Annotated in this window: 29 protein-coding genes and 1 tRNA gene; 12 read left to right on the top strand and 18 right to left on the bottom strand. The window is 73.6% G+C overall.

The annotated features are described in order from the left end of the window. Positions 1 to 23 precede the first annotated feature (23 nt). From ACVJO7_RS14015 to ACVJO7_RS14000, 4 genes are read right to left on the bottom strand one after another with little or no spacing between them, the layout of a single operon-like run. A complete protein-coding gene (locus ACVJO7_RS14015) occupies positions 24 to 887 on the bottom strand; it encodes a 5-oxoprolinase subunit C family protein (protein ID WP_491673230.1) in 864 nt (287 codons plus the stop codon). Then, positions 884 to 1,498, bottom strand: coding sequence for a 5-oxoprolinase subunit B family protein (locus ACVJO7_RS14010; protein ID WP_491673229.1), 615 nt, complete (start codon positions 1,496 to 1,498; stop codon positions 884 to 886). Before ACVJO7_RS14010 ends, ACVJO7_RS14015 begins: the two co-directional genes overlap by 4 nt. Next, complete coding sequence (locus ACVJO7_RS14005; protein ID WP_425563640.1) at positions 1,499 to 2,128, bottom strand: heme-binding beta-barrel domain-containing protein; 630 nt, start codon at positions 2,126 to 2,128, stop codon at positions 1,499 to 1,501. Beyond that, positions 2,125 to 2,307 carry a hypothetical protein gene (locus ACVJO7_RS14000; protein WP_491673228.1) on the bottom strand — a complete coding sequence of 61 codons (183 nt, stop codon included), beginning with the start codon at positions 2,305 to 2,307 and terminating at the stop codon, positions 2,125 to 2,127. The genes ACVJO7_RS14005 and ACVJO7_RS14000 overlap by 4 nt, the downstream gene beginning before the upstream one ends. 140 nt (positions 2,308 to 2,447) lie before the next feature. On the opposite strand from ACVJO7_RS14000, the gene ACVJO7_RS13995 reads away from it, so the two are divergent. From ACVJO7_RS13995 to ACVJO7_RS13980, 4 genes are all read left to right on the top strand, one after another. Continuing rightward, the gene (locus tag ACVJO7_RS13995) at positions 2,448 to 3,989 is read left to right on the top strand and encodes an FAD-dependent oxidoreductase (RefSeq protein ID WP_491673227.1); all 1,542 of its coding nucleotides are present in this window, start codon (positions 2,448 to 2,450) and stop codon (positions 3,987 to 3,989) included. A 152-nt stretch (positions 3,990 to 4,141) separates the two neighbouring features. Further along, a complete protein-coding gene (locus ACVJO7_RS13990; protein ID WP_491673226.1) occupies positions 4,142 to 5,080 on the top strand; it encodes an alpha/beta hydrolase in 939 nt (312 codons plus the stop codon). Between the two features lie 118 nt (positions 5,081 to 5,198). Continuing rightward, positions 5,199 to 6,818 (top strand): flavin-containing monooxygenase, encoded by a 1,620-nt coding sequence (locus ACVJO7_RS13985; RefSeq protein ID WP_344024886.1) that lies wholly within the window; start codon positions 5,199 to 5,201, stop codon positions 6,816 to 6,818. An 83-nt stretch (positions 6,819 to 6,901) separates the two neighbouring features. After that, on the top strand, positions 6,902 to 7,549 hold the full coding sequence (locus tag ACVJO7_RS13980) for a GntR family transcriptional regulator (protein WP_491673225.1): 648 nt from the start codon (positions 6,902 to 6,904) through the stop codon (positions 7,547 to 7,549). Between the two features lie 128 nt (positions 7,550 to 7,677). On the opposite strand, the gene ACVJO7_RS13975 is transcribed toward ACVJO7_RS13980, so the two are convergent. The 6 genes from ACVJO7_RS13975 to ACVJO7_RS13950 all read right to left on the bottom strand — a co-directional run bounded on the left by ACVJO7_RS13975 (position 7,678) and on the right by ACVJO7_RS13950 (position 10,810). Further along, positions 7,678 to 7,977 carry a DUF1416 domain-containing protein gene (locus ACVJO7_RS13975; protein WP_344024882.1) on the bottom strand — a complete coding sequence of 100 codons (300 nt, stop codon included), beginning with the start codon at positions 7,975 to 7,977 and terminating at the stop codon, positions 7,678 to 7,680. Position 7,978: 1 nt separating this feature from the next. Next, a complete protein-coding gene (locus ACVJO7_RS13970) occupies positions 7,979 to 8,815 on the bottom strand; it encodes a sulfurtransferase (RefSeq protein WP_344024880.1) in 837 nt (278 codons plus the stop codon). A 42-nt stretch (positions 8,816 to 8,857) separates the two neighbouring features. Further along, positions 8,858 to 9,325, bottom strand: coding sequence for a DUF4395 domain-containing protein (locus ACVJO7_RS13965; protein WP_344024878.1), 468 nt, complete (start codon positions 9,323 to 9,325; stop codon positions 8,858 to 8,860). Positions 9,326 to 9,392: 67 nt separating this feature from the next. Next, positions 9,393 to 9,467: an Ms5788A family Cys-rich leader peptide gene (locus ACVJO7_RS13960; RefSeq protein ID WP_358481078.1), complete on the bottom strand. Its 75-nt coding sequence runs from the start codon at positions 9,465 to 9,467 to the stop codon at positions 9,393 to 9,395. An 80-nt stretch (positions 9,468 to 9,547) separates the two neighbouring features. Further along, on the bottom strand, positions 9,548 to 9,967 hold the full coding sequence (locus ACVJO7_RS13955) for a thioredoxin family protein (protein ID WP_491673224.1): 420 nt from the start codon (positions 9,965 to 9,967) through the stop codon (positions 9,548 to 9,550). 15 nt (positions 9,968 to 9,982) lie between these two features. Next, on the bottom strand, positions 9,983 to 10,810 hold the full coding sequence (locus tag ACVJO7_RS13950) for an LmeA family phospholipid-binding protein (protein WP_491673223.1): 828 nt from the start codon (positions 10,808 to 10,810) through the stop codon (positions 9,983 to 9,985). Positions 10,811 to 11,025: 215 nt separating this feature from the next. On the opposite strand from ACVJO7_RS13950, the gene ACVJO7_RS13945 reads away from it, so the two are divergent. From ACVJO7_RS13945 to pstB, 6 genes are all read left to right on the top strand, one after another. Continuing rightward, positions 11,026 to 11,820, top strand: a complete 795-nt coding sequence (locus tag ACVJO7_RS13945; protein WP_491673222.1) for a winged helix-turn-helix transcriptional regulator — start codon at positions 11,026 to 11,028, stop codon at positions 11,818 to 11,820. A gap of 44 nt (positions 11,821 to 11,864) precedes the next feature. Next, complete coding sequence (mshD, locus tag ACVJO7_RS13940; protein WP_491673221.1) at positions 11,865 to 12,767, top strand: mycothiol synthase; 903 nt, start codon at positions 11,865 to 11,867, stop codon at positions 12,765 to 12,767. 183 nt (positions 12,768 to 12,950) lie between these two features. Beyond that, positions 12,951 to 14,051, top strand: a complete 1,101-nt coding sequence (gene pstS / locus ACVJO7_RS13935; protein ID WP_491673220.1) for a phosphate ABC transporter substrate-binding protein PstS — start codon at positions 12,951 to 12,953, stop codon at positions 14,049 to 14,051. A gap of 142 nt (positions 14,052 to 14,193) precedes the next feature. Then, positions 14,194 to 15,138, top strand: a complete 945-nt coding sequence (gene pstC / locus ACVJO7_RS13930) for a phosphate ABC transporter permease subunit PstC (protein ID WP_344024866.1) — start codon at positions 14,194 to 14,196, stop codon at positions 15,136 to 15,138. 1 nt (position 15,139) lies between these two features. Then, on the top strand, positions 15,140 to 16,255 hold the full coding sequence (gene pstA / locus ACVJO7_RS13925; RefSeq protein ID WP_425563639.1) for a phosphate ABC transporter permease PstA: 1,116 nt from the start codon (positions 15,140 to 15,142) through the stop codon (positions 16,253 to 16,255). Between the two features lie 11 nt (positions 16,256 to 16,266). After that, entirely contained in the window at positions 16,267 to 17,046 is a 780-nt protein-coding gene (gene pstB / locus ACVJO7_RS13920) for a phosphate ABC transporter ATP-binding protein PstB (protein ID WP_344024862.1), read from the top strand. 67 nt (positions 17,047 to 17,113) lie between these two features. On the opposite strand, the gene phoU (ACVJO7_RS13915) is transcribed toward pstB, so the two are convergent. The 7 genes from phoU (ACVJO7_RS13915) to ACVJO7_RS13885 form a co-directional block, all read right to left on the bottom strand. Beyond that, a complete protein-coding gene (gene phoU / locus ACVJO7_RS13915; RefSeq protein ID WP_491673219.1) occupies positions 17,114 to 17,773 on the bottom strand; it encodes a phosphate signaling complex protein PhoU in 660 nt (219 codons plus the stop codon). 84 nt (positions 17,774 to 17,857) lie between these two features. Further along, entirely contained in the window at positions 17,858 to 18,025 is a 168-nt protein-coding gene (locus tag ACVJO7_RS13910; RefSeq protein WP_491673218.1) for a dodecin domain-containing protein, read from the bottom strand. Positions 18,026 to 18,135: 110 nt separating this feature from the next. Continuing rightward, the gene (gene phoU / locus ACVJO7_RS13905; protein ID WP_344024857.1) at positions 18,136 to 18,792 is read right to left on the bottom strand and encodes a phosphate signaling complex protein PhoU; all 657 of its coding nucleotides are present in this window, start codon (positions 18,790 to 18,792) and stop codon (positions 18,136 to 18,138) included. Positions 18,793 to 18,893: 101 nt separating this feature from the next. Then, entirely contained in the window at positions 18,894 to 20,798 is a 1,905-nt protein-coding gene (locus ACVJO7_RS13900) for an LCP family protein (protein WP_491673217.1), read from the bottom strand. Positions 20,799 to 21,524: 726 nt separating this feature from the next. Then, on the bottom strand, positions 21,525 to 22,400 hold the full coding sequence (locus ACVJO7_RS13895; RefSeq protein WP_491673216.1) for a GGDEF domain-containing protein: 876 nt from the start codon (positions 22,398 to 22,400) through the stop codon (positions 21,525 to 21,527). 154 nt (positions 22,401 to 22,554) lie between these two features. Further along, positions 22,555 to 23,712 carry a tRNA dihydrouridine synthase DusB gene (gene dusB, locus ACVJO7_RS13890; protein WP_344024851.1) on the bottom strand — a complete coding sequence of 386 codons (1,158 nt, stop codon included), beginning with the start codon at positions 23,710 to 23,712 and terminating at the stop codon, positions 22,555 to 22,557. A 60-nt stretch (positions 23,713 to 23,772) separates the two neighbouring features. Then, positions 23,773 to 24,369, bottom strand: a complete 597-nt coding sequence (locus ACVJO7_RS13885) for a superoxide dismutase (RefSeq protein ID WP_491673215.1) — start codon at positions 24,367 to 24,369, stop codon at positions 23,773 to 23,775. 94 nt (positions 24,370 to 24,463) lie between these two features. Here ACVJO7_RS13885 and ACVJO7_RS13880 point away from each other — a divergent pair, with 94 nt between their 5' ends. Then, positions 24,464 to 24,679 carry a hypothetical protein gene (locus tag ACVJO7_RS13880; RefSeq protein WP_344024847.1) on the top strand — a complete coding sequence of 72 codons (216 nt, stop codon included), beginning with the start codon at positions 24,464 to 24,466 and terminating at the stop codon, positions 24,677 to 24,679. Positions 24,680 to 24,823: 144 nt separating this feature from the next. Beyond that, positions 24,824 to 24,896 (top strand) — tRNA-Lys (locus ACVJO7_RS13875). A gap of 67 nt (positions 24,897 to 24,963) precedes the next feature. On the opposite strand, the gene ACVJO7_RS13870 is transcribed toward ACVJO7_RS13875, so the two are convergent. Next, the coding region (locus ACVJO7_RS13870) for a tyrosine-type recombinase/integrase (protein ID WP_491673214.1) at positions 24,964 to 25,788 on the bottom strand (825 nt) is incomplete at its 5' end.

The raw sequence follows: 25,788 nt of genomic DNA, 5'->3' as shown, positions 1-25,788 counted from the left end.
CGCTCACCCGCCCCGGCACGGTCTCAGCCGAGCACGGTGAACCGGACCCTGGTCCCGGGCGCCGCCTGGGCCAGCAGCGGCAGGTCGTCCGGCTCGACGACCGCGATCACCGGGTAGCCCCCGGTGGTCGGGTGGTCGGCCAGGAAGACCACCGGCGGCCCGTCCGGCGGGGCCTGGACCGCACCGGTCACCATGCCCTCGCTGCGCAGCTCGCGGTCCCTGGTGTCCGGGTGCCGCGCCGGTGGCGGCCCGTCCAGTCGCACCCCGATCCGGTTGCCGTCCTGCGACACCGTCCACACCGGACGGATCAGCGCGTCCCGCGGGTCGGCGAACCAGTCGTCGCGGGGGCCGAGCCGGGCGCGCAGCCGGATCGCCGGCCGCGGCACCGACACCGGGACCGGCCCTCCGACCGGCAGCCCACCGGTCCGGCCGCCGACCGGCAGCAGGTCACCGTCGGCGAGCGCGGCCGGACCGAGCCCGGACAGCAGGTCGGTGCTCCGGCTGCCCAGCACCGCGGGCACGTCGAGCCCGCCCGCCACCGCGAGGTACAGGCGCAGGCCCCCGACCGGGCCCCCGACGTCGAGCACGGCGCCGTCGCGGAGGTGGACCGCGGTGTGCGACGCCGCGGGCCTGCCGTCCACCCGGACCGGCGCCGGCGCTCCGGTCACCGCGACGACGCGGCCGCCGTGGGCGCGCAGCCGCAGCCGCCCGCCCAGCAGCTCCAGCCCGGCGGCGCCGTCGTCGTTGCCGACCAGGCGGTTCCCGAGCTCGTAGGCGGGTCGGTCGAGCGCGCCGGACGGCGGCACGCCCAGGTGCGCGTTGCCGGGCCGTCCGCGGTCGGTGACCAGCGCCTGCAGTCCGGCGGCGAGGACCTCCAGCCCGCTCATCGGGCCTCGAACCGCACGCGGTCGCCCGGGGTGAACAGCGCGGGCCGGTCCGCCGCCGGATCGAACAGGACGGTGTCGGTGCGGCCGATCAGCCGCCAGCCGCCGGGGGAGCGGCGCGGGTACACGCAGCTGTAGACCTCGGCGATCCCGACCGAGCCGGCCGGCACCGCGGTCCGCGAGCTCTCCAGCCGCGGCTGCTGCAACGGCCCGGGCAGCCCGGACAGGTAGCCGAACCCGGGGGCGAAACCGCAGAAGTCCACCGTGTACTCGGCGCCGCTGTGCAGCGCGACCACCTCGTCCCGGGAGATCCCCGCGGTGTCCGCGACGAGATCGAGATCGGCGCCGTCGTAGGAGACCGGGATCGTGTGCAGCACACCGGTGCCACCGGCCCCGTCGCGCGGGTCGGCGTCGGCGACGGCGGCCCGCACCCGGTCCAGGCCGGCCCCGGCGGAGACCTCCACGAGGACGGTCCGGGCGGCGGGCACGAGCTCGGTCACCTCCGGCAGCCGGGCGGCCCGCACGGCGTCGACGATCGCGGCCACCTCGGCGGCGGTCCGCACCTCGAACAGCAGTGCCCGGCTCCCGCACGGACGGGCGGTCGCGCCCTCCACCTAGCCGACCACGCGGTGCAGCAGCGCCGAGATGTGCGGCTGCATCGGCTGGCCGACCATCGCCCGCTCGTCGACGTAGGCGAGATCGCCCTGGTTCACCAGGCCGTAGAGCCGCTTCGCCCCGGTGACCTCCTTGGCCGACGGGGTGCGGGCGATCGCGTCGGTCTCGATCTCCCAGGACCGCATGTCGCCCTTCGGCCCGTAGTAGAGCTCGACGATCCCGGTGTTGTGGGCGATCAGCACCTCGACCGAGCCGTCCGGCTGCGGGCGCCAGAAGCCGGTCTCGCGGGCGGCCTGCCGGATGATCCCGCCGTCCGGGTCGAGCAGCCAGGACCGCGACTCGTAGGACAGGAACGGGCGGCCGTCGTGCGCGAAGGTGATCTGCTGTCCGAAGTGGAACGGGCCGTCGATCGTCGGGTAGACGACCTCGCCGGTGCCCCGCCAGGTGCCGACCAGCGGCAGCAGGCCCAGGCAGGCCTCGTTCAGGTCGGGGCCCTCGCGCAGGTTCGCGGTGTCATCGTCGACCGGCAGGTCCGGCCACTGCGGCCGGTTGCGCTGCGGCGAGTCCGGGGCGGCGTTGGCGGGGCCGGTGATGGTGGTCTGCAGCTGCTCGTCGTCGGGGTCGGTCACGAGTCGCGCTCCTCGGTGTGGTGGTGGTCGTCATCGGCGTCGTCCGGGACGGGACGGTCCGTGCGCCCGGGCTCGGGGGCGGCGGGCTCGACGACGAACAGGCGCCGGAGCAGCCACCCGGCCCAGGCGGCGGTCCCCGCGGACAGGGCGATCAGCAGCCCGGTGGAGAACCAGTGCACGACGCGCCAGCCTACCGGCCCGCCGGTGCGGGACCCGCCGGGCCGCCGGGGCGGGCGTCCGGCCCTCCCCGCGGGTGCGCGCCGTGTGGTCTATTGGTGGTTCGACGTCGGCGAGCGGGTGGCCCGCGACCGGAGGCCCTGTGCACAGCGAGTACGACCTGATCTGCGTCGGTTCGGGGATCGGCGGTTGCGCCGCGGCCGCGGCGGCGGCCGACGCCGGGGCCCGCACCCTGGTGCTGGAGCGCACCGACGTCGTCGGCGGGGTCACCGCCGTCTCGGGCGGCCAGATCTGGATCCCCGGGAACCGCTGGGCCGCCGCGCTGGGCATCGCCGACACCGCCGAGGACGGCGCCCGCTACATCGACGCGGTGGCCGGCGGGCACAACGACCCGGCCCGGACCAGGGCGCTGCTCGGCGCGGCCGACGAGGCGCTCGACCTGTTCACCGCCCGGGGCCTGGAGCTGCGGGTGCTCCGCGACCTGCCCGACTACTACCACCCGGACGCAGCGCACTCCACGGCCGAGGGGCGCTACCTCGAACCGGTCCCGCTACCGGCGGACGCGCTCGGCGGGTGGGCCGGCCGGCTGCGGCGGACCGCCGTCTGGAGCATGGGTGGCGACGGCGGCGGCACCACGCCGGCGGCCGAGCTGGTGACCGGGCAGGCCCTGGCCGGCTACTTCCTGCGTGCCGCGCTCGGGGCCGGCGCGCAGGTGAGGACCGGGGCGCGGGTCACCGGGCTGCGCAGCCGCGACGGTGCGGTGACCGGGGTCGTCCTCGACGACGGCCGGGAGATCACCGCCCGGCTCGGCGTCGTGCTGGCGACCGGCGCCTACGACCGCAACCGGGAGCTGGTGCACCGGTTCGAGGGCGTGCGCGACGACCACGGGACCGGCTCCCCGCCCGGGATCACCGGGGACCATCTCGGCATGGCCGCCGCGCTCGGGGCGTCGATCCGGGCGCTCCCGGCGGCCCGCAACACCGTGCAGGTGGGCTTCCCGACCGGTGAGCCCGACGAGGACGGCGGGCCCCGCTACCGCACGCACTGGGTGGTGCACCCGCACGAGATCATCGTGAACGCGCAGGGTGCGCGGTTCGCCGACGAGAGCTTCTATCCCGCGATCAACGCCGCGCTGCATCACCTGGACGGGGCGTCGCAGCGGCTGCCGAACTGGCCCGCCTGGCTCGTCTACGACCACGATCTCGCCGAACGCGGTGTCGTGCAGGTCGATCCGGGCCGGGTCGTCAGCGCGCCGTCGGTCGAGGAGCTCGCCCGGCGCGCGGGCATCGACGCCGCCGGGCTCGCCGCCACGGTGGCCGGCTACAACGCGGCCTGCGCCCGCGGCCGGGACGACGCCTTCGGCCGCGGCGAGCGGCCCTGGACGCTGTGGATGAGCCGGCTCGCCGCCTCCGGCACCGGCCCGAACCCCACGCTGGGGCCGATCGTGCGGCCGCCGTTCCACGCCGCCCGGCTGGCCCGGGTCCAGGCCGGGCTCGGCTCGGCCGGGCTCGAGGTGGACACCTGCGCGCGGGTGCTCCGCTGGTCCGGCGGGCCGATCCCCGGGCTCTGGGCGGTGGGCAACGCGACCGCCCGCGACGACATGGGGTTCTCGGCGCAGAGCGGCACGTCCAACCTCCGGGGGATGGTCCAGGGGTACCGTGCCGGGCGCTCCGCCGCCTCCTGACCCGATGATCTTGATGCAGCATGCAGGATGCATTATTCACTCGTTCGGATGTGATGTAACTCGCTGACGCGTTCGTATCTTGTGGTTCCGCCCTTCGGCGCGGCTATCCGATCCGGACCTGTAAGACCCCACATTCACAACGAGGTGAAACCATGGCGCTCGACGACGCGACGGCAGGATTCCTGGCCCAGATGGCGGAGAGCGGGGCCAAGCCGCTGCACGAGATGACCCCGGCCGAGGCCCGCGAGCTCGGCGGCATGCTGCGGGACATGTACGGCCCCGGCCCCGAGGTCGCGCAGCGGATCGACGAGACCGTCCCGGTCGACGGCGGCAGCATCGGCGTCCGGCTGCTGCTGCCCGAGGACCCGCGGGCGGTCATCGTCTACTACCACGGCGGCGGCTGGGTGATCGGCTCGCTCGACGAGTTCGAGACGCTCGGGCGGAACCTCGTGGCGCGCACCGGCGCCGCCGTCGTGCTGGTCGACTACCGGCTGGCGCCCGAACACCGCTACCCGACCGCGGCCGAGGACTCCTGGGCCGCGCTGCGCTGGACCGTCGACCACCTCGCGGCCCGCGGCCTGCAGCTGCCGCTGATCGTCGCCGGGGACAGCGCCGGCGGGAACCTCGCCGCGATCATGGCGCAGCGGGCGAAGGCCGAGGGCGGGCCGGAGATCTCGCTGCAGGTGCTGGTCTACCCGGTGACCGACGCCGACGTCGACAACGCCAGCTACACCGACCCGGCCAACCAGCTGATGCTCAGCCGCGACTCGATGATCTGGTTCTGGGACCACTACGCCCCGGACACCGCCGGCCGGTCCCGGCCCGACGCGTCGCCGCTGCGGGCCGCCGATCTGTCCGGCCTGCCGCCCGCCGTCGTGCTCACCGCCGAGCACGACGTGCTGCGCGACGAGGGCGAGGCCTACGCCGAGAAGCTGCGCGCCGCGGGCGTCCCGGTGCAGAGCCGCCGCTTCGAGGGCCAGATGCACGGCTTCTTCACCTTCGTCAACGTCCTGCCCGGCTCGGCCGCCGGCCTCGACTACGTCGCCGACCAGGTCGAGAAGCACCTCGCCGGCCGCTCGCAGCCGGCCTGAGCCCACCGGGCCGGCAGCACGCGCTCCCCACGCCGCACTGCACTCCGATCACTGCACTCCGATCACTGCACTCCGATCACTGCACTCCGATCTGCAACGACGCACGTCAGGAGCAAGCATGTCCAACGAACGGACCGTGGACGCCGTCATCGTCGGTGCCGGGCTCGCCGGCCTCTACCAGCTGTACCGGTTGCGCGAGCTCGGGCTGACCACCCGGGTGTTCGAGACCGGCGACGGTGTCGGCGGCACCTGGTACTGGAACCGGTACCCGGGCGCCCGCTGCGACGTCGAGAGCCTCTCCTACTCCTACTCGTTCTCACCCGAGCTGGAACAGGAATGGCAGTGGACCGAGCGCTACCCCAGCCAGCCCGAGATCCTCAGCTACATCGAGCACGTCGCCGACCGGTTCGACCTGCGATCCGGGATCACCTTCCGGACCCGGGTCGTCTCGGCGGTCTTCGACGAGGCGACCAGCCGGTGGCGGGTGGACACCGACACCGGTGAGTCCGTCGACGCCCAGTACCTGATCATGGCGACCGGCTGCCTGTCCCGGGCCAAGGACATCGACATCCCGGGGATCGCCGACTTCCAGGGCGCGACCTACCACACCTCGCGCTGGCCACGGGAGGGCGTGGACTTCACCGGCAAGCGGGTCGCGGTGATCGGAACCGGATCGTCCGGCGTCCAGTCGATCCCGGTCATCGCCGAGCAGGCCGCCGAGCTCACCGTCTTCCAGCGCACCCCCGCCTACTCGCTCGCCGCCCGGAACCGGCCGCTGGAACAGTCCGAGATCGACGAGATGAAGGCCGACTACCGCAACTGGCGGGAGGCGCAGCGCACCTCCGGGTTCGGCGTGCCGGTCGAGCTCGCCACCCAGTCCGCCCACGAGGTGTCCGAGGCCGAGCGGAACGCGAAGTACGAGGCGGGCTGGCGGGAGGGCACGCTCGTCTCGATCCTGGCCGGCTACACCGACACCCTCACCGACGCCGCCGCCAACGAGACAGCCGCCGAGTTCGTCCGGCAGAAGATCCGGGAGCGGGTCCAGGACCCGCAGGTCGCCGAGACGCTGTGCCCCAGCACCTACCCGTTCGGCACCAAGCGGCCCTGCCTGGACACCGGCTACTACGAGACGTTCAACCTGCCGCACGTCTCGCTCGTCGATCTGCGGCGGACACCGCTGATCGAGGTCACCCCGGCCGGGGTGCGCACCTCCGAGCACGAGTACGCGTTCGACGTCATCGTGTTCGCCACCGGGTTCGACGCGATGACCGGCGCACTCGACTCGATCGACATCCGCGGCCGGGACGGCGTGCTGCTCCGGGAGAAGTGGGCGCAGGGTCCGCGCACCTACCTCGGACTGGCCGTCGCCGGGTTCCCCAACCTGTTCACCATCACCGGCCCGTCCAGCCCGTCGGTGCTGTCGAACATGATCGTGTCGATCGAGCAGCACGTCGACTGGATCACCGACTGCATCGTCTCGCTGCGCGAACGGTCGATCGCCGCGATCGAGGCGACGACCGAGGCGGAGGACCAGTGGATCGCCCACGTCGAGGAGGTCGGCAACACCACGCTCTACCCGACCGCCGAGTCCTGGTACATGGGATCGAACGTGCCCGGCAAACCGCGGGTGTTCCTGGCCTACATCGGCGGGGTCGGCTTCTACCGCGAGCAGTGCGACGCGATCGCCGCCGACGGGTACCGCGGGTTCCGGTTGCACGAGGCACTCGCGACGACGTGAGCGACCCTCGCACCCCCGGGGCCGGTGCACCGGACACCGGCCCCGGGGGTGACCGGCCGGAGCCGGGAGAGCATGATTTCCCGGTGTCCTTCGCGATCCCGCCGACCCGGCGCGAGGCGATCACCCGTCAGCTCCGCGGCGAGATCGTCCAGGGCACCCTCGCGCCCGGAACCGTGATCAAGGACGCCGAGCTCGCCGCCCGGCTCGGGGTCAGCATCACCCCGGTCCGGGAGGCCATCGCCCAGCTCGTCGCCGAGGGGCTCGTCGACGTCGCACCGAACCGGACCCGGCGCATCGCCGACCTGAACGTGCAGGACACCGTCGACCTGTTCGACGTGATGGGCCTGCTCGCCTGCGCCGGCGTCGAGTGGGGCATCGAGAACATCACCGACGAGCACCTGGGCCGGCTGCGCACCCGGCTCGCCGAGTTCGAGGACGCGCTCGCCCGCCACGACGTGACCGTCGCCAACGCCGCCGGATCGGACTTCAGCACCATCCTGATCCTGGCCAGCGGCAACCGGGAGCTGCAGACCCACGTCGATCTCGTGGTGACCCGGACCCAGCGGATGATGGCGCTGAACTGGGACAGCGCCATGTGGACGCCGTGGACCGAGGGCTACCGCGCCGTCCTCGAACTGCTCGAGCGCGGCGACCGGGCGGGCGCCGTCGAGCGGTACCGGCAGATCTACCGGGAGTGCCGGGCGCTGCTCGGCGCCGCCGAACAGCCCTGACAGCGCGAACGGGCCCCTCCCGGGATCGGATCCCGGGAGAGGCCCGTGCGGCAGGCAGGCTCAGGCGACGGTGCTGTTGCGCGCCTTCGCAGGCTCAGGCGACGGTGTCGTCTCGCGCCTTCGCGAGCTCAGGCGACGGTGATCTCCGCCTGGTGCAGTCCCGGCCCGTCGGCGACGAGCTCGGACTGCCCGTTGCCCGAGCGCGACAGCGCCCGGACGGTCCAGGTGCCCGGGGCGGCGAAGAACCGGAAGTCCCCGGACGCCGACGACACCACCTCGGCGGTGAACTCACCGGTGCCGTCCAGCAGCCGGACGAACGCGCCGCCGACCGGGTCGCCCCCGGCCACCACGCGTCCGGCCAGCACGGTCTCCTTCTCCAGGTCCGTGCCCGCGGGCAGGCTCACGGTCTGGTCGGGTGCACCACACATGTCACTTCGCTCCCAGCTCGATCGGAACGCCGATCAGCGAGCCGTACTCGGTCCAGCTGCCGTCGTAGTTCTTGACGTCCGCGTGACCGAGCAGCTCGTGCAGCACCACCCAGGTGTGGCTCGAGCGCTCGCCGATCCGGCAGTAGGCGATGGTCGACCGGCCCTCGTCGAAGCCGGCCTCCTTGTACAGCGCGGCCAGCTCCTCGTTGGACCGGAAGGTGCCGTCCTCGTTGGCGGCCTTCGACCACGGGATGTTGATGGCCGACGGGATGTGCCCCGGGCGCTGCGACTGCTCCTGCGGCAGGTGGGCCGGGGCCAGGATCTTCCCGGAGAACTCGTCGGGCGACCGGACGTCGACCAGGTTCTTCGTGTCGATGGCCTCGACGACCTCGTCGCGGAACGCGCGGATCGAGGTGTCGGCCTCCTTCGCGGTGTAGGAGGTCGCCGGGCGGTCCTTGACGTCGGTGGTCAGGGTCCGGCCGTCCAGCTCCCACTTCTTGCGGCCGCCGTCGAGCAGCACGACCTTGTCGTGGCCGTAGAGCTTGAACTCCCAGTAGGCGTAGGCGGCGAACCAGTTGTTGTTGCCGCCGTAGAGCACAACCAGGTCGTCGTTCGAGACGCCCTTGGCGCCGAGCAGCTGCTCGAACTGCTCCTTGGTCACGATGTCGCGGCGGACCGGGTCCTGCAGCTCGTCGGTCCAGTTGACCTTCACCGCGCCGGGGATGTGACCCCCGTCGTAGGCGGTGGTGTCCTCGTCGACCTCGAGGAACACCACCCCGTCGGTCTCCAGGTTCTGCTCCGCCCAGTCGGCGGTGACGAGGACGTCCTCGCGGCTCATGTGTGATCTCTCCCGAATCGTGTCGCGTGAAGGTGTGGACGGTCAGGGGCGCGCGGCGGCGGTGCCGCCACCGCGCAGGCGGGCGAGCAGCCCGTACATCTCGCAGCCCAGGCAGTAGCCGAAGGCCGCATTGAGGAACGCCGCGACGAGTGCCGCCGCGGCGGCGACGACGCCGAGCGCGGTCAGGCCGGTCAGGTACCCGGCGGCGGCGACGACGGTGAACACCAGCCCGACGGTCTGCGAGAAGCGGACCGGGGCGGCGTCCTCCCACTCGGTGGGCGGCCCCAGCCGCGGCGCGAGCAGTACCCGGTACAGCGCTCCGTACGGGGCGAACCGCATCCCGGCGACGGCGCCGACGGCGAAGACGACGGCCTGCGCGATGGCGAGCAGGCCGCTGCCGCTGACCAGCACCAGCGCCAGGACGACGGTGGTGAGGGCGGCGGAGAACCGGACACCACGCGGATCGAGCCGGGGCTCGGTGCGCGCGGGCCCGTTGTCCGTGACGGACATGGACACTCCTGGTGAACCGGGTTTCAGCCGGGCGCCCGACGGACGCCGCGGCGGGAGGGCACGCGGGTCAGGAGTCCAGACAGAGGCAGCCGGCGAGGCGGCACAGATCGACTGCGCGGCGTCGGGTCAGCGGCCAGTTCACACCCCGAGCGTAACCGACCCGGAGCGACCCGCACACCCCGTGCGCCCCGCCGATGCGTCACGGAGCGGGAGGGTGTCCGGTCAGGCCGGCAGGGCGCCGGTCAGCTCGTCGGTGCGCGGGACCCCGGAGACGCGCAGGATCTCGCCGCCCGCGGCGTCGAAGACGACGGTGGTCGGGGTGCGCAGCACACCCAGCGCGCGGGCCACGTCGATCCGCTCGGCCACGTCGACCTCGACGTGCGCGAGCCCCGGATCGGCGGCCGCCAGGTCGCCGAGCAACCGCGCGGTCTGCCGGCACGGCGTGCACACCGGCGAGGAGAGCTGCAGCAGCAGGGCGCGTCTGCCGTCCGGCGCGATCCCGGCCAGCTCCCAGCCGCAGGGGCCGGCCGCCCGGGCCGCCGTCGTCGTCCGGACCCGCCCGGAGCGGTTGCGCAGCAGCAGACCGGCCACCGTCGCCAGCGCCAGCACCACGATCAGGACGACCAGTCCACCGGTCTGCACCTGCGCCTCCCCGGGTCAGCTGGTGGAGCGGGTGGCCCCGTCCCCGCCGATGTCCAGATCCCGGACCGCCCCGGAGATCTCCAGGACGTTGTACTCCGGAACCGAGGCCGACGTCGGCGTGACGCCCAGCGGGAGCGTCCCGGGATCGAGCTCGACGGCCAGCGCGCGCAGCAGCGAGTCGCGCACCGCGGCCGGGACGGGCTCGTTCGTGTCCATCTCCCGGACGTCGCGCGGCACGATCCGCAGCACGCCGTCGGTGACGACGAGCGCGCTCAGCACGCCCACCCGGGTGTCCGAGCCGTCCACCGGCAGCTCGGCGACGAACCGGGCGGCGGTGCGCGGGTCGGTGCCGCGCAGGGTCGGGTCGGCGCCGGCCCGGATCGCGGAGTCGATCGCGTTCGCGTCGACCTCCTCGACGGTCAGCCGCTCGACCGCGGCTGCCGGCCCGCCGGCCGCGACGACCATCCGCCGGACGTCGTTCGGGCTGATCCGGACGGCCCCCTCGGCGGCGGCCGCGCGGAACTCGGCGGGGCCGGAGCCGACCAGCGCGGACAGCGGGGCGCGCACGCCGTAGAGCTCCGCGCGCACCTCCGGGGTGCGCAGCGGGCCGATCGGCACCCGATCCATGCTCACCTCGACCTTGCCGTAGCGGCCGGTCACCGCCTGGGCCAGGAAGGAGAGGCCGGTCACCCGCACGGCCGGGTCCTCCGGCAGGTCGAGGGTGTCGCGCATCTGCCGGGCGATGCCGGACTCCGCCGCGGCGCCGGTACCGAGATCGGCCAGCACGAGCACGGCGGCCACGGCCAGCACGGCGGCGAGCGCCCGCTTCACGGTGCCTCCCACGGGCGGTGCCTCCCTGTGGCGGGTTCGGGACCCCAGAACGGTAGAGACCTGACGCTCCGTGCCCGCGCCCGACCCCCGACCTCACCTTCCGGACAGGTCCGGTAGGCCGGTCCGGGTGGATCGATACACCCGGCGGGCGTGAGGCTGATCGCGATCCGGCTGACCAGCGCGTGACGTGGCGGTATCGTCCACGTATCGCGCGAGAGGAGGAGTCCATGGAACTGCTCCTGCTGACCACGGCTCCCGACGCGGCCGCCGTGCTGCCTGCCCTGTCCCTGCTCCCGCACAACGTGCGGACCGCGGCCCCCGAGGTGGCCGCACTGCTCGACGCCGGACCGCACGACGCGGTCCTCGTCGACGCCCGCAGTGACCTGGTGGCGGCCCGGAGCCTGTGCCGGTTGCTCGGCAGTACGGGAACCGACGTCCCTGTCATCGCCGTCCTCAACGAGGGCGGTCTGGTGGCGGTCTCCGGCGAGTGGGTGGTGGACGAGATTCTGCTGCCGGACACCGGGCCCGCCGAGGTGGACGCCCGGCTGCGGCTGCTGCGTTCGCGGCCCGGCGCGGAGTCCGCATCCGGTGGCGGTGCGCTGGTGCTCGGCGAGCTGGTCATCGACGAGGCCACCTACTCGGCCCGGCTCAAGGGCCGCCTGCTCGAGCTCACGTACAAGGAGTTCGAGCTGCTCAAGTACCTCGCGCAGCACGCGGGCCGGGTGTTCACCCGGGCCCAGCTGCTGCAGGAGGTCTGGGGGTACGACTTCTTCGGTGGCACCCGGACGGTCGACGTCCACGTACGGCGGTTGCGGGCCAAGCTCGGCGGTGAGCACGAGCAGATGATCGGCACCGTGCGCAACGTCGGCTACAAGTTCGTCCGGCCGTCCCGCGGCGGTCTCACCGCCCCGCCGGACCCGGAGGACGAGACCGATCCCGAACCCGCCGACCGTCGCCTCCCCGGGGCGGCCCGTCCGACCCCCCCGGGCCGGACCACCCCGGGGGCGCTCTCCTCGCGCTGACCGACGCCGACGCCGTCGATCGGGTGGGCACTAGGGTCCGGCCCGTGGATCCGCAGGTGCTCACCCGACTCGACGCCGACACCGCCGCCGCGGTGCACGAACTGCTCGCCGCCGCATCGCGCGCGGACGGCGCGGAGCCGCTGTCCGAGGCGTTCCTCCGCAACCTGCGCCCCGGCGCGACCGCGGACGGGGTGCTGCACCTGGTCTCCGGCACCGGCGGTGCCGGAGACGTCGCGGTCGGCGGGTACGCCCAGCTCGACGGCGGGTACGCCGAGCTGGCGGTGCACCCGGACCGGCGCCGGCGCGGGATCGGCAGCGCCCTGGTCGCGGCGCTGGAGACGGCGACGCCCGATCCGCACGTGTGGGCGCACGGCGACCTGGACGCCGCGAAGGCGCTCGCCGCGGCCCGCGGCTACCGCCGGGACCGGGTGCTGTGGCAGATGCGCCGCCCGTTGGCCGGGCCGGACGCCCCGGCGCTGCCCGAGGTGGAGCTCCCCGACGGCGTCACCCTCCGCTCGTTCGTCCCCGGCCGGGACGACGCCGAGTTCCTGCGGGTCAACAACGCCGCCTTCGACTGGCATCCCGAGCAGGGCGGGTGGACCGGCGAGGAGCTCGCCGCCCGGCAGGCCGAGGACTGGTTCGACGCCGACGGGTTCCTGCTGGCCACCGACCCGTCCGGCACGCTGCTGGGCTACCACTGGACCAAGGTGCATCCCGCCACGGGCGACGAGCCCGCGATGGGCGAGGTCTACGTGCTCGGCGTCGACCCGGCCGCGCACGGCCGCGGCCTGGGCCGGGTGCTGACCCTGGCCGGGCTGCACCACCTGCGCGATCGCGGGCTCGGCACGGTGCTGCTCTACGTCGAGGCGGACAACGCCCCCGCCGTCCGGGTCTACGAGCGGCTCGCCTTCGGGGTGCACGCCGCCGACGTCAACTACACCCGGTAGTGATCATCGTCCGGTCGCCGCTCGTCGATCGTGTGACACGGATCCCCCGACCGGCGGTCCTGTTCATTCCACGTTCATCTTCCGTGGGTCCTGCGTCCAACGGCGGCTCCTAGCGTCTGCGCTCGGACGGCCACCCCGGGCCGTCATCCCGAACGGCACCAGCCGACCACGGAGGAACCTGCAGTGAAGACGAAGCGGCGCGCGCCCCGGGCGCGCTTGGCGGCCGTCGGCCTCGCCACCACATGTGCGCTGTTCGTCGCCGGCTGTGGCGCGGCGAACGAGGGCGGCGGTGCGGCCGAGGCCGAGGGCCTCTCCGGCACGATCTCGGGCGCCGGTGCGAGCTCCCAGCAGGCCGCGATGCAGGCGTGGATCGCCGGGTTCGGCGACGCCAACCCGGACGCGACCGTGAACTACGACCCGGTCGGCTCCGGCGGCGGCCGCACCCAGTTCATCCAGGGCGGTGTGCAGTTCGCCGGCTCGGACGCCTACCTCCACGATGAGCAGCTGGACGAGGCCCGCCAGCGCTGCGGCGGCTCGGTCATCGAGATCCCGAACTACGTCTCGCCGATCGCGATCGTCTACAAGCTCGACGGCGTGCAGGACCTCAGCCTCTCCCCGGCCACCATCGCCGGGATCTTCCGGGGCGAGATCACCACCTGGGACGACCCGGCGATCGTCGCCGACAATCCCGGCGTCACGCTCCCGGCCACCGCCGTCACCCCGGTGCACCGCTCCGACGAGTCGGGCACCACCGAGAACCTCACGGACTTCCTGAACCAGGCCGCGCCGGACGTCTGGACCGACGAGGCCGACGGCAACTGGCCGATCCAGGGCGGCGAGGCCGCCCAGGGCACCTCCGGTGTGATCGGTGCGGTGAACGCGGGCAACGGCACCATCGGCTACGCCGACGCCTCGCAGGCGGGCGACCTGGGCCAGGCGAACGTCAAGCTGGGTGACCAGGACGTGGCGCCGACCGCCGAGGCCGCCGCGCAGATCTTCGAGGAGTCCCAGCGGGTCGAGGGCCAGGGCGACGGCTCGTTCGCCTACGAGCTCAACCGGACCGCCGCCGGCGGCGCCTACCCGGTGGTGCTCGTGTCCTACCTGATCGCCTGCCCGACCTACCCGGACCAGGCGCAGGCCGACGTGGCGAAGGCGTTCCTGAGCTACGTCGTCAGCGCCGAGGGCCAGGAGGCCGCGGCCCAGGCCGCCGGTTCCGCCCCGCTCTCGGACACCCTGCGCAGCGAGATCACGCCCGTGATCGACAGCATCTCGGCCGGTGGCTGAGCGGGTCCTGCGACCACTGGAGATCGAGTCGTATGTCATCTAGCCAGGAGCCCCGGGCGGTGTTCATCATGGACGCGCGGCCCGGGGCTCCGGGTGCCGTTCCGACCCTGCCCAGCGCACGTCCGCACATCCAGGGATCACTGTGACCACCACTCACGCCCCGCCTGAGCGCCCTGCCGGGAAGCCGGTCTCGCAGCTCGGTGACCGCATCTTCGCCGGTTCCGCGAAGGGCGCCGGGATCCTGATCCTGGTCGTCCTGGCCGGGGTCGCGGCCTTCCTGCTCATCGAGGCCTTCCCGGCGATCACCGCCTCCGAGTCGGAGCTGCCCGGCGGGATCGTCCTCTACGTCGCCCCGCTGATCTTCGGCACGCTGCTCAGCGCGGTGATCGCGCTGGTGGTGGCGACCCCGCTGGCCGTCATGGTGGCCCTGTTCATCAGCCACTACGCCCCGCGCAGGTTGTCCCAGGGGCTCAGCTACATCGTGGACCTGCTCGCCGCGGTCCCCTCGATCGTGTATGGCCTGTGGGGCGCCTGGACGCTGGCGCCGCTCTCGGTCGGCCTGTCCACCTGGCTCGCCGACAACCTCGGCTGGATCCCGCTGTTCGCCGGCCCGCCGTCGACCACCGGCCGCACCATGCTGGTCGTCGGGCTGGTGCTGGCGGTGATGATCCTGCCGATCATCACCGCGGTCGCCCGCGAGGTGTTCCTGCAGGCGCCGAAGCTGCACGAGGAGGCCGCGCTCGCGCTCGGCGCCACCCGCTGGGAGATGATCCGGCTCGCGGTCCTGCCGTTCGGCCGTTCCGGGATCATCTCCGGCGCCATGCTGGGCCTCGGCCGCGCACTGGGCGAGACGATGGCCGTCGCGATGATCCTCTCCGTGTCCGGCGCGATCACCTTCAACCTGATCAGCTCCGAGAACCCGGCGACGATCGCGGCGAACATCGCGCTGCAGTTCCCGGAGGCGTCCGGGCTGCGGGTCAACGTGCTGATCGCGTCCGGTCTGGTGCTCTTCGTGATCACCCTCCTGGTCAACATGCTCGCCCGCTACATCGTCGAGCGCCGCCGCGACTTCTCCGGAGCGAACTGAGATGTCCACCGGAACCGAACCCGACCGCACCGGAGAGGTCCCCGTGACCGGAACCGGGCTGGAGGCCCCCGCCTCCGCCACACCGGCGGTCCTGCGCCGCAAGGGCAGCCTCCCGCGGTGGGCGCCGCTGGGCATCCTCGCCGTCACCGCCGCCGTCATGGCGGGCGTGGTGCTGGCGATCGGCTCCGGCGTCGGGCTGTGGCTGTTCTTCACCGCCGTGGTGTACGCGGGCGCCACCTACACCGCGTCACGCGTCGTCGAGGGTGCCCGCAAGGCCGCCGACCGGCTGGTCACGGTCGTGGTGACCAGCGCGTTCCTGCTCGCGATGATCCCGCTGGTCTCGGTGCTCTACACCGTGGTCAGCCAGGGCTGGGAGCGGTTCGACGCCACCTTCTTCACCAACTCGATGCGGGGCGTGGTCGGCGAGGGCGGCGGTGCGCTGCACGCCATCCAGGGCACCCTGATCATCACCGGGCTGGCTGCGGCCATGTCCATCCCGGTCGGCGTGCTGACCGCCATCTACCTGGTCGAGTACGGCAACAACTCGCGGCTGGCCCGGGCGATCACCTTCTTCGTCGACGTCATGACGGGCATCCCGTCGATCGTCGCCGGCCTGTTCGCCTATGCGCTGTTCGCGCTGCTGCTCGGCCCGGGCGTGCGGTTCGGCTTCGTCGGAGCCGTCGCGCTCACCGTGCTGATGATCCCGATCGTGGTGCGCTCCACCGAGGAGATGCTCAAGATCGTCCCGAACGAGCTGCGCGAGGCGTCGTTCGCGCTGGGCGTGCCGAAGTGGCGGACGATCCTCAAGGTCGTCATCCCGACGACGGCGGGCGGCATCGCCACCGGCATCACCCTGGCGATCGCCCGGGTGATCGGCGAGACGGCGCCGCTGCTGGTCACGGTCGGCCTCGCGACCGGGGTGAACCTCAACCCGTTCGACGGCCGGATGGCGACCCTGCCGGTGTTCTCCTACTACTCCTACGCGGTGCCCGGCGTGCCCCGTGAGCCGTTCCTCGACCGGGCGTGGACCGCGGCCCTGGTGCTGATGCTCATCGTGATGGTGCTGAACGTCGTCGCCCGGCTGATCTCGAAGTTTTTCGCCCCGAAGACCCGATAGGACATCCCGCCATGGGTAAGAGCGTCGAAGCCAAGAACCTGAACATCTACTACGGCTCGTTCCTCGCGGTCGAGGGCGTCAACATGACGATCAACCCGAAGACGGTGACCGCGCTGATCGGGCCGTCCGGCTGCGGCAAGTCGACCTTCCTGCGCTCGATCAACCGGATGCACGAGAACATCCCGGGCGCCCGCGTCGAGGGCAGGCTCGAGCTGGACGGCCAGGACCTCTACGGGGCGAACGTCGATCCGGTCGGCGTGCGCCGGCAGATCGGCATGGTGTTCCAGCGGCCGAACCCGTTCCCCACGATGTCGATCTACGACAACGTGATCGCGGGGATGAAGCTGAACAACCGCCGGGCGTCGCGGGCCGAGTTCGACGACACCGTCGAGCGCTCGCTGCGCGGCGCGAACCTGTGGAACGAGGTCAAGGACCGCCTCGAGAAGCCCGGTTCCGGCCTGTCCGGCGGCCAGCAGCAGCGGCTGTGCATCGCCCGCGCGATCGCGGTGCGCCCGGACGTGCTGCTGATGGACGAGCCGTGCTCGGCGCTGGACCCGATCTCCACGCTCGCGATCGAGGACCTGATCAACGAGCTGAAGAACGACTACACGATCGTCATCGTGACCCACAACATGCAGCAGGCCGCCCGGGTCAGCGACTTCACCGGCTTCTTCAACATCGAGGGCACCGGCAAGCCCGGCAAGCTGGTCGAGATCGACGAGACCAAGACGATCTTCTCCCAGCCGTCGCAGAAGGCCACCGAGGACTACGTCTCCGGCCGCTTCGGCTGAGCCGGCCCCGGCCCGTCCGCCCCCGGTGCCCCGCGTGGGGCGCCGGGGCCGACCCGTGTGCCGGCGGTCAGAGGGTGACCTCGTCCGGGGTGGCCCCGGTGACCGCGTAGACGACGTGATTCGCCAGGTGCACGCAGTGGTCGGCGTAGCGCTCGTGGAACCGGGCCAGCAGCGCGGCGTCCACCGCGGCGGGCACGCCGGCCGCCCAGGTGGGCCCGAACATCAGCTCGAACACCGAGCGGTGCACCTCGTCGATCGCGTCGTCGTCGGACTCCAGCTCGCAGGCGAGGATGACGTTGCGGGTGCGGAGCACGGTGACGGCCTTGTGCCCCAGCGCGGTGACCAGCGTGCCGTACTCGGTGAACAGCTCGACGGCCTGCTCGGGCAGCGCCGGCCGGTCACCGGCCCGGACGACCACCTCGGCGACGTGCCGGGCCAGGTCACCCATCCGCTCCAGCTGCTGCGAGCAGCGCAGCGCGGTGATCACCGACCGCAGCGGGCTCACCATCGGCTGGTGCAGCGCCATCGTCTCGACGGCCAGCAGCTCGATCGCGGCCCGGTGCCCGTCGATGATGTGGTCGCGGGCGACGACCTGCTCGGCCAGCCGGCGACGGTTGTGCAGGAGGGCCTCGGAGGCGTTGCGGAACGCCGTCACGACCAGCGGGCCCATCTCGTCGAGCATGGCCTGCAGCTGCGTCAGGTTGTCGTCGAGTGTCTCCCTGCGCATGCCCACGACCTTAGATCGGCTCGGACGGCGGCCTCGCCGGGACTGCGATGAACGGTCGGTGAACGGGCGGCGCGTGCCGGCCGCTCAGGCGGCCATCCGGACGCCGACCCGCAGGTCGACCTGGAAACGCTCGGTCGAGGCGAGCACGGTGGAGCGCACACCGGCGACTTCGAACCACTCGAGGGACTGCCCGACCCGGCCGACGCCGTTCCGGATCGCCTCCTCGACGCTCTCGTCCGACGTGCCGGTCACCTCGGTGACGACACACCCCGCGTGTTCCATGGCTCAGGTGTGCCCCGGCCGTCTCACCGCCAAACGCGATCCGGCGGGCGCCGGGGTTCCCGCGCGCCGTGCGGCGACCCTCAGACGGCCAGCGGGCCCGGCATCTGGCCGGTGACGACGTAGACGATCCGCCGGGCGACGGCCACCGCGTGATCTGCGTAACGCTCGTAGAACCGGGCGAGCAGCGCGACGTCGACGGCGGCGGACACCCCGTGCGTCCAGTTGCGGTCCATCAGCACGGTGAACATGTGCTGGTGGAGGTCGTCCATCTCGTCGTCGTCGACCTCCAGCTCGGTCGCCGCCTCCAGGTCCCGGCTCCGGATCACCCGGCCCGCCTTCTCGGCCAGCGCCACCCCGACCCGGCCCATCTCGGTGAAGTACGGCTTGACCTCGTCGGGCAGCACCGACTGCGGGTGCCGCCGCCGGGCCGCCTGCGCCACGTGCAGGGCGAGATCGCCCATCCGCTCGATGTCACCCGCACCGTGGATCGCGGCGACGACGACCCGCAGGTCGGTCGCCACCGGGGCCTGCAGCGCGAGCAGCCCGAACGCCCGGTGCTCGGCGGTCGCACGGACCCCGTCGATCCGGACGTCCTCGGAGATGACCTGTTCGGCGAGCTGCAGATCGGCCTCGAGCAGCGAGCGGGTCGCGCGGTCCATGGCGGCGGCGACGTCGTCGCACATCCCCGCCAGGCCGGACGCCAGCTCGTCCAGCTGCTCCTGGTACGTGTCGCGCATGCCCCGAGCCTAGAGCCGGTGTCGACCCCGGTCAGCCTCGGCGGATGAACCAACGATGAACGGTGTCCGACGTCCGGAGGCTCCGGGCCCCGCCGCGGCGCTCAGGAACAGTCGGCGTCGTCGGCCGGGACGGCCTGCACCGGGGCGGTGCCGGTCGCCCCGACGACGATCTCCAGCCGTCCGCTGCCGGTCGGGTCCGGCGCGGGCCACGCCCCGGGGAGCACGCCGACGAGCGTGCCCGCCGCGTCGGTCCGGTCGGGGGAGTAGCGGACCGTCGCGCCCTCGGCGGGATCGCCGGTGCGGACGGCGCCGATCTCGTAGCCGCGCTCCCGCAGGTTCTCGGCGATCCGGTCGACCGAGCCGGGGGAGCCGGTGGCGTCGACCACGTCGACGACCGTCCCGGCGGTCGCCGGGGCGGCGGCGGACCGGGCGGCCGGCGCGGTCGCCGACTCGGGCAGCGGCTCGTGCTTGCGCAGCGCGGCGAACAGCGCCTGCGCGTCGCTGCGCTGCAGCTCCAGGTGCCCGCGGGTGTTCGGCGTCTCGGAGACCGGCAGGCCCAGGAAGAGCGGAGTGCTCCCGTCGCCTGCGGTGCCGGCCCGGCCGAGGCCGCGGGCCAGGGTCAGGATCTCCCCGGCGTCGACGCCGTCGGCGACGATCGCCGCCGACACACCCTCGGCGGCCCGGCCGGCGGCCCCCGGGGTGAGCAGCGAGGTCGTGGAGAGCGCGTCGCCCAGCGCGGCGCCGAGCACCCGCTGCTGGCGCTGCACCCGGTTCGCGGGGGAGCTGTCGGCGGTCGCGGCGGCGGCGGCGAACCGGAGGGCGAGCGGGCCGTCCAGCGGGACCGATCCCGAACCCTCGACGACCGGCCCGAGCACCGGATCGACCACCGGGCGCTCGGTGCAGACCCGGATTCCGCCGACGGCGTCGACCAGCTCCGGGGTGCCCGCCAGGTCGAGTGCGACGACACCGGTCACCGGGATGCCGGTGAGCTGCTGCACGACGCCGACGGTGCAGGCCGGGCCGCCGATGTCGTAGGCGGTCGCGAACGCCGTCCGCGACTCGGCCGGGACGGTGTCGCCGTAGCTGCCGGTCGCCGGGTCCCAGCGGCCGCACGGCGGCCGGGCCACCTCGAGCGTCGCGGGCACCGACAGGGTCACCGGCTGGCCGCCGCCCGCCGGCTGGTGGACCAGGACCGCGGTGTCGGTGCGGGCCGACTCCGGTGTGTCCGCGCGGTCGGGCTGCAAGCCCAGGACCAGGATGTTCCGGTCGCCGGTCTGGGTGTCGGCGTCCAGGATCGCGTCGGAGTCAGGGGCGAGCGCCGCGGCCGGCCGGATCCCGTCGTACACCTGGCCGCGGGCGCTGAACCCGAACGCGGTGGTGACCAGGACCAGCGCGGCCGCCGTGGCCGCGCCGATCCGGGCCCAGCGCCGGCGGTCGGGACGGGTGGGGGCGGCCCCGGTCGCTTCCGTCGCGCCGCCTGCTGTTGCGCTGCCTGCTGTTGCGCTGCCTGCTGTTGCGCTGCCTGCTGTCGCGCCGGCTGCTGTCGCGCTGCCTGCTGTTGCGCCGGCTGCTGTTGGTCCGGCCGCGGCCGGACCGGTCGCCGGTGCGCCGGTCACGGTGGCTCCGGCCGGGTTGCCTGCGTCCGCTGCGTTGCCCGGCTCGCCCACCGCACCCGTCCCGCCCGGCGTACCGGCGGGTGGCTCGTCGGCGACCTCGTCGGCGTAGCGGCGGCGCAGCCGGCGGGGCACCGCCGAGATCTGGGTCTCCCGGGAGTCGGTGGCGCTCCGGGCGGGCGCCTTCCCGGCCGGCTTCCGGCCCTCCGCCGCACGTTCGCCTGCGCCGCGTTCGCCTGCGCCGCGTTCCGGAGTGGCGCGTTCCGGTCCGGGGCCGCGTCCCGGCGCGGCGGGCGGCTCCGGCGCGGCGCGGCGGTCACCGTTCGGCGCGTCGTCGGGCCCGGTGCGGGCCGGTCCCGTCGGTGCTGCCGCCGGCCGGTCGGTGGCGGGCACACCGCCGGTGCTGCCGGCCGGACCGGGGCGGCCGGCAGCACCGGTCGCGGGGACTGCCGGACCGGCATGGCCGGCGGCGCCGGTCGTGGGGACGGCCGGGCCGGGGCCCGCAGGACCGTGGCCGCCGGTGCCGACCGGCCGGGGGAGGCCGGGTGCGGGTGTGGCCGGATTGCGGTTGTCCGGTGGGGGAGGGATGGGGCCGCCCGCCGGGTTGCGGTTGTCCGGTGGAGGCGGTGTGGGGCCGCCCGCCGGGTGGTGGTCGCCGGTGCCGGTCGCCCGGGGGAGGCCGGGTGGCAGCGTGGCCGGGCCGGACCGCGCCGGGCCACGGCCGGGCACCACCGGCCCGGGCATGCCGGGGGCCGGCGTCGTGGGGGCGGGTCCGGCCGGGCCGGACCCGGTGGGTACCGGGCCACCCGGACGGGAACCGCCCGGTGCGGGGCCACCGGGGTGCCGGGGCACCCGGCCACCGCGCACCCGTCGCACCCCGGCCGGCGGGACGGGGCCGGGCGGCACCTGCCGGCCGGAGCCGGTGGGGGGAGGCGACCCGGGCCGGTCGTCCGCGGGCTGGTCCGGCGGATCGGCGGCGTCGGCCCTGCGGCGGGTACGCCGGGGCCGGTGGCCGTCGTCGTCGCCGTCCTGCACCGGGCCTCCTCCTCGCGCGGCCGTTCCCGGCGCGCTCGCCGTCCGTGTCGGGGGACGCGGACGACCGGATCCTGCGCGGTGAGTCTATTCAGCCGTCAGCGGGGACGGTGGCCCGGGGCGGCCGCCGTGTGCGTCCGGTTGGGGGATCGACCTGCGTCCGGATGCCGCACCGGCGAGCACCACGCGGCCGCCCGGGCCACGGTGCGCGACGGCGTTGCGGCCCGCCTGCTTGGCCGTGTAGAGCAGCAGGTCGGCCTCGGCGACCAGCGGGTCCACCGCCGCGTCCCCGGGGCCGGTGTGCGCGATGCCGATGCTGATCGTCATCCGCAGCTCGGGGTGGAGCTCGGACCAGTCGTGCGCGGCCACCCGCTCGCGGGCCGCCTCGCAGGCCGCGACGCCCTCGTCCGGGCCGAGACCGGGCAGCACCAGGGCGAACTCCTCGCCGCCGTACCGGGCGCAGAACGCGCCCCGGGGCAGCGCCCGGCCGAGCTCGAGCACGATCCGCTGCAGGACCCGGTCGCCGAAGGGGTGCCCGTGGGTGTCGTTGACCAGCTTGAAGTGGTCGATGTCGGCGAGCGCCAGGCAGACCTGCCGGTCGGCGCCGAGCAGGTCGGCGAGCGTCTCGTCCAGGTAGCGCCGGTTGTAGGAGGCGGTCAGGCTGTCCCGGCGGCTCTGCTCGTGCGCCTCGGCGTGCTCGCGACGCAGCCGGTCCAGCTCGTCCTCGACCACCGCGGCGCCGTTCAGCAGCCGGACCGCCTCGCGCAGGTGCAGATACGCCTGCTCGAACCGGTCGTGGGCGGCGAGCCGCTCCGCGGCGGCGGTGTGCAGCGCGGCCCGGGCGGTGGGCGTCGTCGGCGGGACGTCACCGATCCCGGGACCGGGGGCGACGTCGGTGGGCGGCAGCGCCGCGCGCCGTGCGGAGCGCACCAGGTTGCGCACCGTCCAGGCCGTGTCGGTCACCGTCCACCTCCCGTCTCGTCGATCATCACCGGTGTTATCGGTGCGACGATTGTGGTGCTTGAGGCGCATGATGATTCAGTACCCGTTCGGCGTGTCCGGTTCCCCCGGCCCGGGGACGGACCCGTCGCCCCGGGGTGGCCCGGACACTCGATGATCAGCCGCCGGAGTGCTCCACGTCCGCACCGAAGGGGACGGACGGGTCGTCCGGGTCGTCGAGCCAGTGCTCCGGGAGCACCACCCGGCCGGGGGAGCCCTGACGGCCACGCGGGCCGTCGGCGTCCGCTGGGAAGGGCTCGTGCGGGTCCAGCTCGGCCAGCAGGTCGTCGAGATGCCCGATCGAGGTGACCATGCCCAGGCTGCGGCGCAGGTCCGAGCCGACCGGGAAGCCCTTGAGGTACCAGGCGACGTGCTTGCGGACGTCGCGGATGCCCTTGTGGTCGCCCATGTGCTCGCAGAGCAGCACGGCGTGCCGGCGCAGCGTCGCCGCGACCTGGCCGAGGTTCGGCGGGGCGGGCAGCTCGCGCCCGGCGAACGCCGCTTCCAGGTCGCCGAACAGCCACGGCCGACCCAGGCAGCCCCGGCCGACCACGACGCCGTCGCACCCGGTGCGCGCGACCATGTCCAGCGCGTCCTGCGCGGAGAAGATGTCGCCGTTGCCGAGCACCGGGACGTGCGCCGGCACGGCCTCGCGCAGCCGGGCGATCGCGCTCCAGTCGGCGGCGCCGGAGTACCGCTGGGACGCGGTGCGGGCGTGCAGTGCGACGGCGACCGCGCCCGAGTCGACCGCGATCCGGGCGGCCTCGAGGTGGGTGTGGTGCTCGTCGTCGATGCCGATCCGCATCTTGACGGTGACCGGCCGGTCGCCCGCCCCCTCGACCGCGGCCCGCACGATCCGCTCGAACAGCTTCCGCTTGAACGGCAGCGCGGCGCCGCCGCCGCGACGGGTGACCTTCGGGACCGGGCAGCCGAAGTTCATGTCGATGTGGTCGGCGAGATCGCGCTCGACGATCATCTCGGCGGCCCGGCGCATCGACGCCGGATCGACGCCGTAGAGCTGCATCGAACGGGGGTGCTCGTCGCCGTCGAAGGCGATCATGCGGAAGGTGAGCGGGTTCTTCTCCACCAGCCCGCGGGCGGTGATCATCTCGCAGACGTAGTAGCCGGCGCCCTGCTCCCGGCACAGACGGCGGAAGCCGGCGTTCGTGATACCGGCCATCGGTGCGAGCACCACCGGCGTGTCGACCGCGTAGGGGCCGATCCGCAACGGTGGCAGCACGCGTCCGCGACGGGCGGGGGCGTACTGCACGGTCACACCGACGATTGTCCCAGGTGCGTCCCGCGCGTCGCGCCCCGCCCGCCGACGGGGGACGGATCAGAAGTCGACGGTCACGCAGCCCGGGCGGCCACCGGCGGTGCCGGCGTGCCCGGCGTGGGTCGCGGTGGGCTCCTCGTGCAGGATCACCGACTCCGCGCGGCGGTCGTCCGGGAAGGTCCACGGGACGGTGCTCGTCGACTCGCCGGCACCGGTCCCGTCGGTGGTGACATCGAGCCAGATCTCGTTCTGCGGGTTCGCGTACGCCGGGTCGACGCTCGGCGTGACCGGGTCCTCGGAGAACTGGTAGTGCGGGCCGGCGTCGGCGCCGTCCTCGGGCGTGCACGCCTGGGTGTGCGCGTGCGAGCCGTACGTGCGGTTCGGCTGGAGGCCGGTCACCCGCAGCGTGGTCGTCGTCGAGCCCTCGCTCTCCTCGCTCGTCACCTCGACGGTCGCGCCCACCGGGACGAGCTCGGTGTCGTAGGTGTAGGCGGGACCCTCGCCGCCCTCGGCGAACGTGGCGGAGACCTGGACGGTCTGCCCGGCCGTGACCTCGGCCTGCTGGTCGTCGCCGTTCCCGTTGCCGCCGCAGGCGGTGACGAGGAGCGCGGCCGCGCCGAGCATCGCGAGCCGGGTGGTCGTACGTCGGAACCTCATGCCCCGATGGTGCGCCGAACCGGACTTTCGGGCCGGATCCGCCACGCCGTCGTGGCCCGGATCCACCGGGTCGGGTGTCCGCTACCGTTGCCGAGTGACTACCGACGTGGTCGAGCGCACCGAGGATCTCCCCGACCCGCTGGACGCGGTCGCCGAGCCGGTCAGCTGTGTCCGTTGCTCCACCGGGGCGCTTCTGACGATCGTCGGGCGCTGCGCGGACTGCATCTCCGACATGGGCCGCAATCACCCGGACGAGCGCGAGGCGTGGAAGCGGGAGCTCACCGAGGCGATCGAGAGCCGCGGCGAGTAGCCGGCGCCTCCCCGTCCGGAGGTGTCGCATTGACGAGATCGGTGCCGCCCGGCTGTACGATGTGACCCGGGATCGCCGAGACCGTCCGGGGGGACAGATCATCCGGCGGCGGTTCCGCCCCGGCGTCGGTCGGGGTGGTTTCTGGGGCCTCTAGCTCAATCGGCAGAGCAGCGGACTTTTAATCCGCGGGTTCGGGGTTCGATCCCCCGGGGGCCCACACAATCACCAGGTCACAGCGTCGCACTGATCATCTGACCAAGATCGCAGTACCACTTTGGGACCACTTACCCGTCCCCGTCGCTGTCGAACATGCCCTCCAGGACCTCGGCCGTCTCACGGTCGGTGAGCCTGCGCCCGAGGTAGCGGTCCTGCGTCATGCTGATCTTGGAGTGGCCCAGCTGGTCACTGATCTTCCGGACGGTCACGTTCGCGTCGTCCAGGAAGCTCGCCACGGTCTTACGCAGCGTGTGACTCACGAGCCCGTCAAGCTCGGCGTCGTCGCGCACCTGGCGCCAGACCCGTCGGACGTTCGCCGGGTCCCGCCAGCCGCCCAGGGAGTCCGGGAACACCGCCTCCACACCCGGGCCGATCGCCAGGCGCCGGCGCTTCAACATCGTCAGCCCCCACGAGGGGATGGGGACCACGCGCTCGCCCTTGCGGCCCGACTTGGTCGAGGGCAGCCGGAGCAGGCCGACCCCGGTGCGGCGGACCAGACGCCAACGGACGTCCACCACACCCTCGTCGAGGTCGACCTCCGACCAGCCGACCGCCAGGGCCTCACCGATCCGGACCCCGGTCGCCAGCATCATCCGGGTCAGGTCGGGCAGGTCCCAGTCCCGCGCCTTCGTGCTCTGCTCCACCGCATCCAGCCAGGCCGTGCGTTCGGCCGCGGTCAGCGAGCGCGGAGGCCGGCGGGGCTCGGAGTCGATCCGGGCGACCTCCCGGACCGGGTTGTAGGCGATCGCGCCGTGCCGGGCGGCGAGCTTCATGACGCCCGAGATCACGATCTTTGCCGGCTCTTCCCAGATGACGGTGTAGGTCGGCCGGGCGCGTCGGTCCGCAGATAGACGTCGAGGTCTCCCGACGATGGAGGTTCCTACGCCATCCAT

Source organism: Pseudonocardia sp. DxW (genome assembly GCF_058448985.1).
The sequence above is the reverse complement of the archived record's forward strand: the minus strand, read 5'-3'. Positions and strand labels throughout refer to the sequence as shown.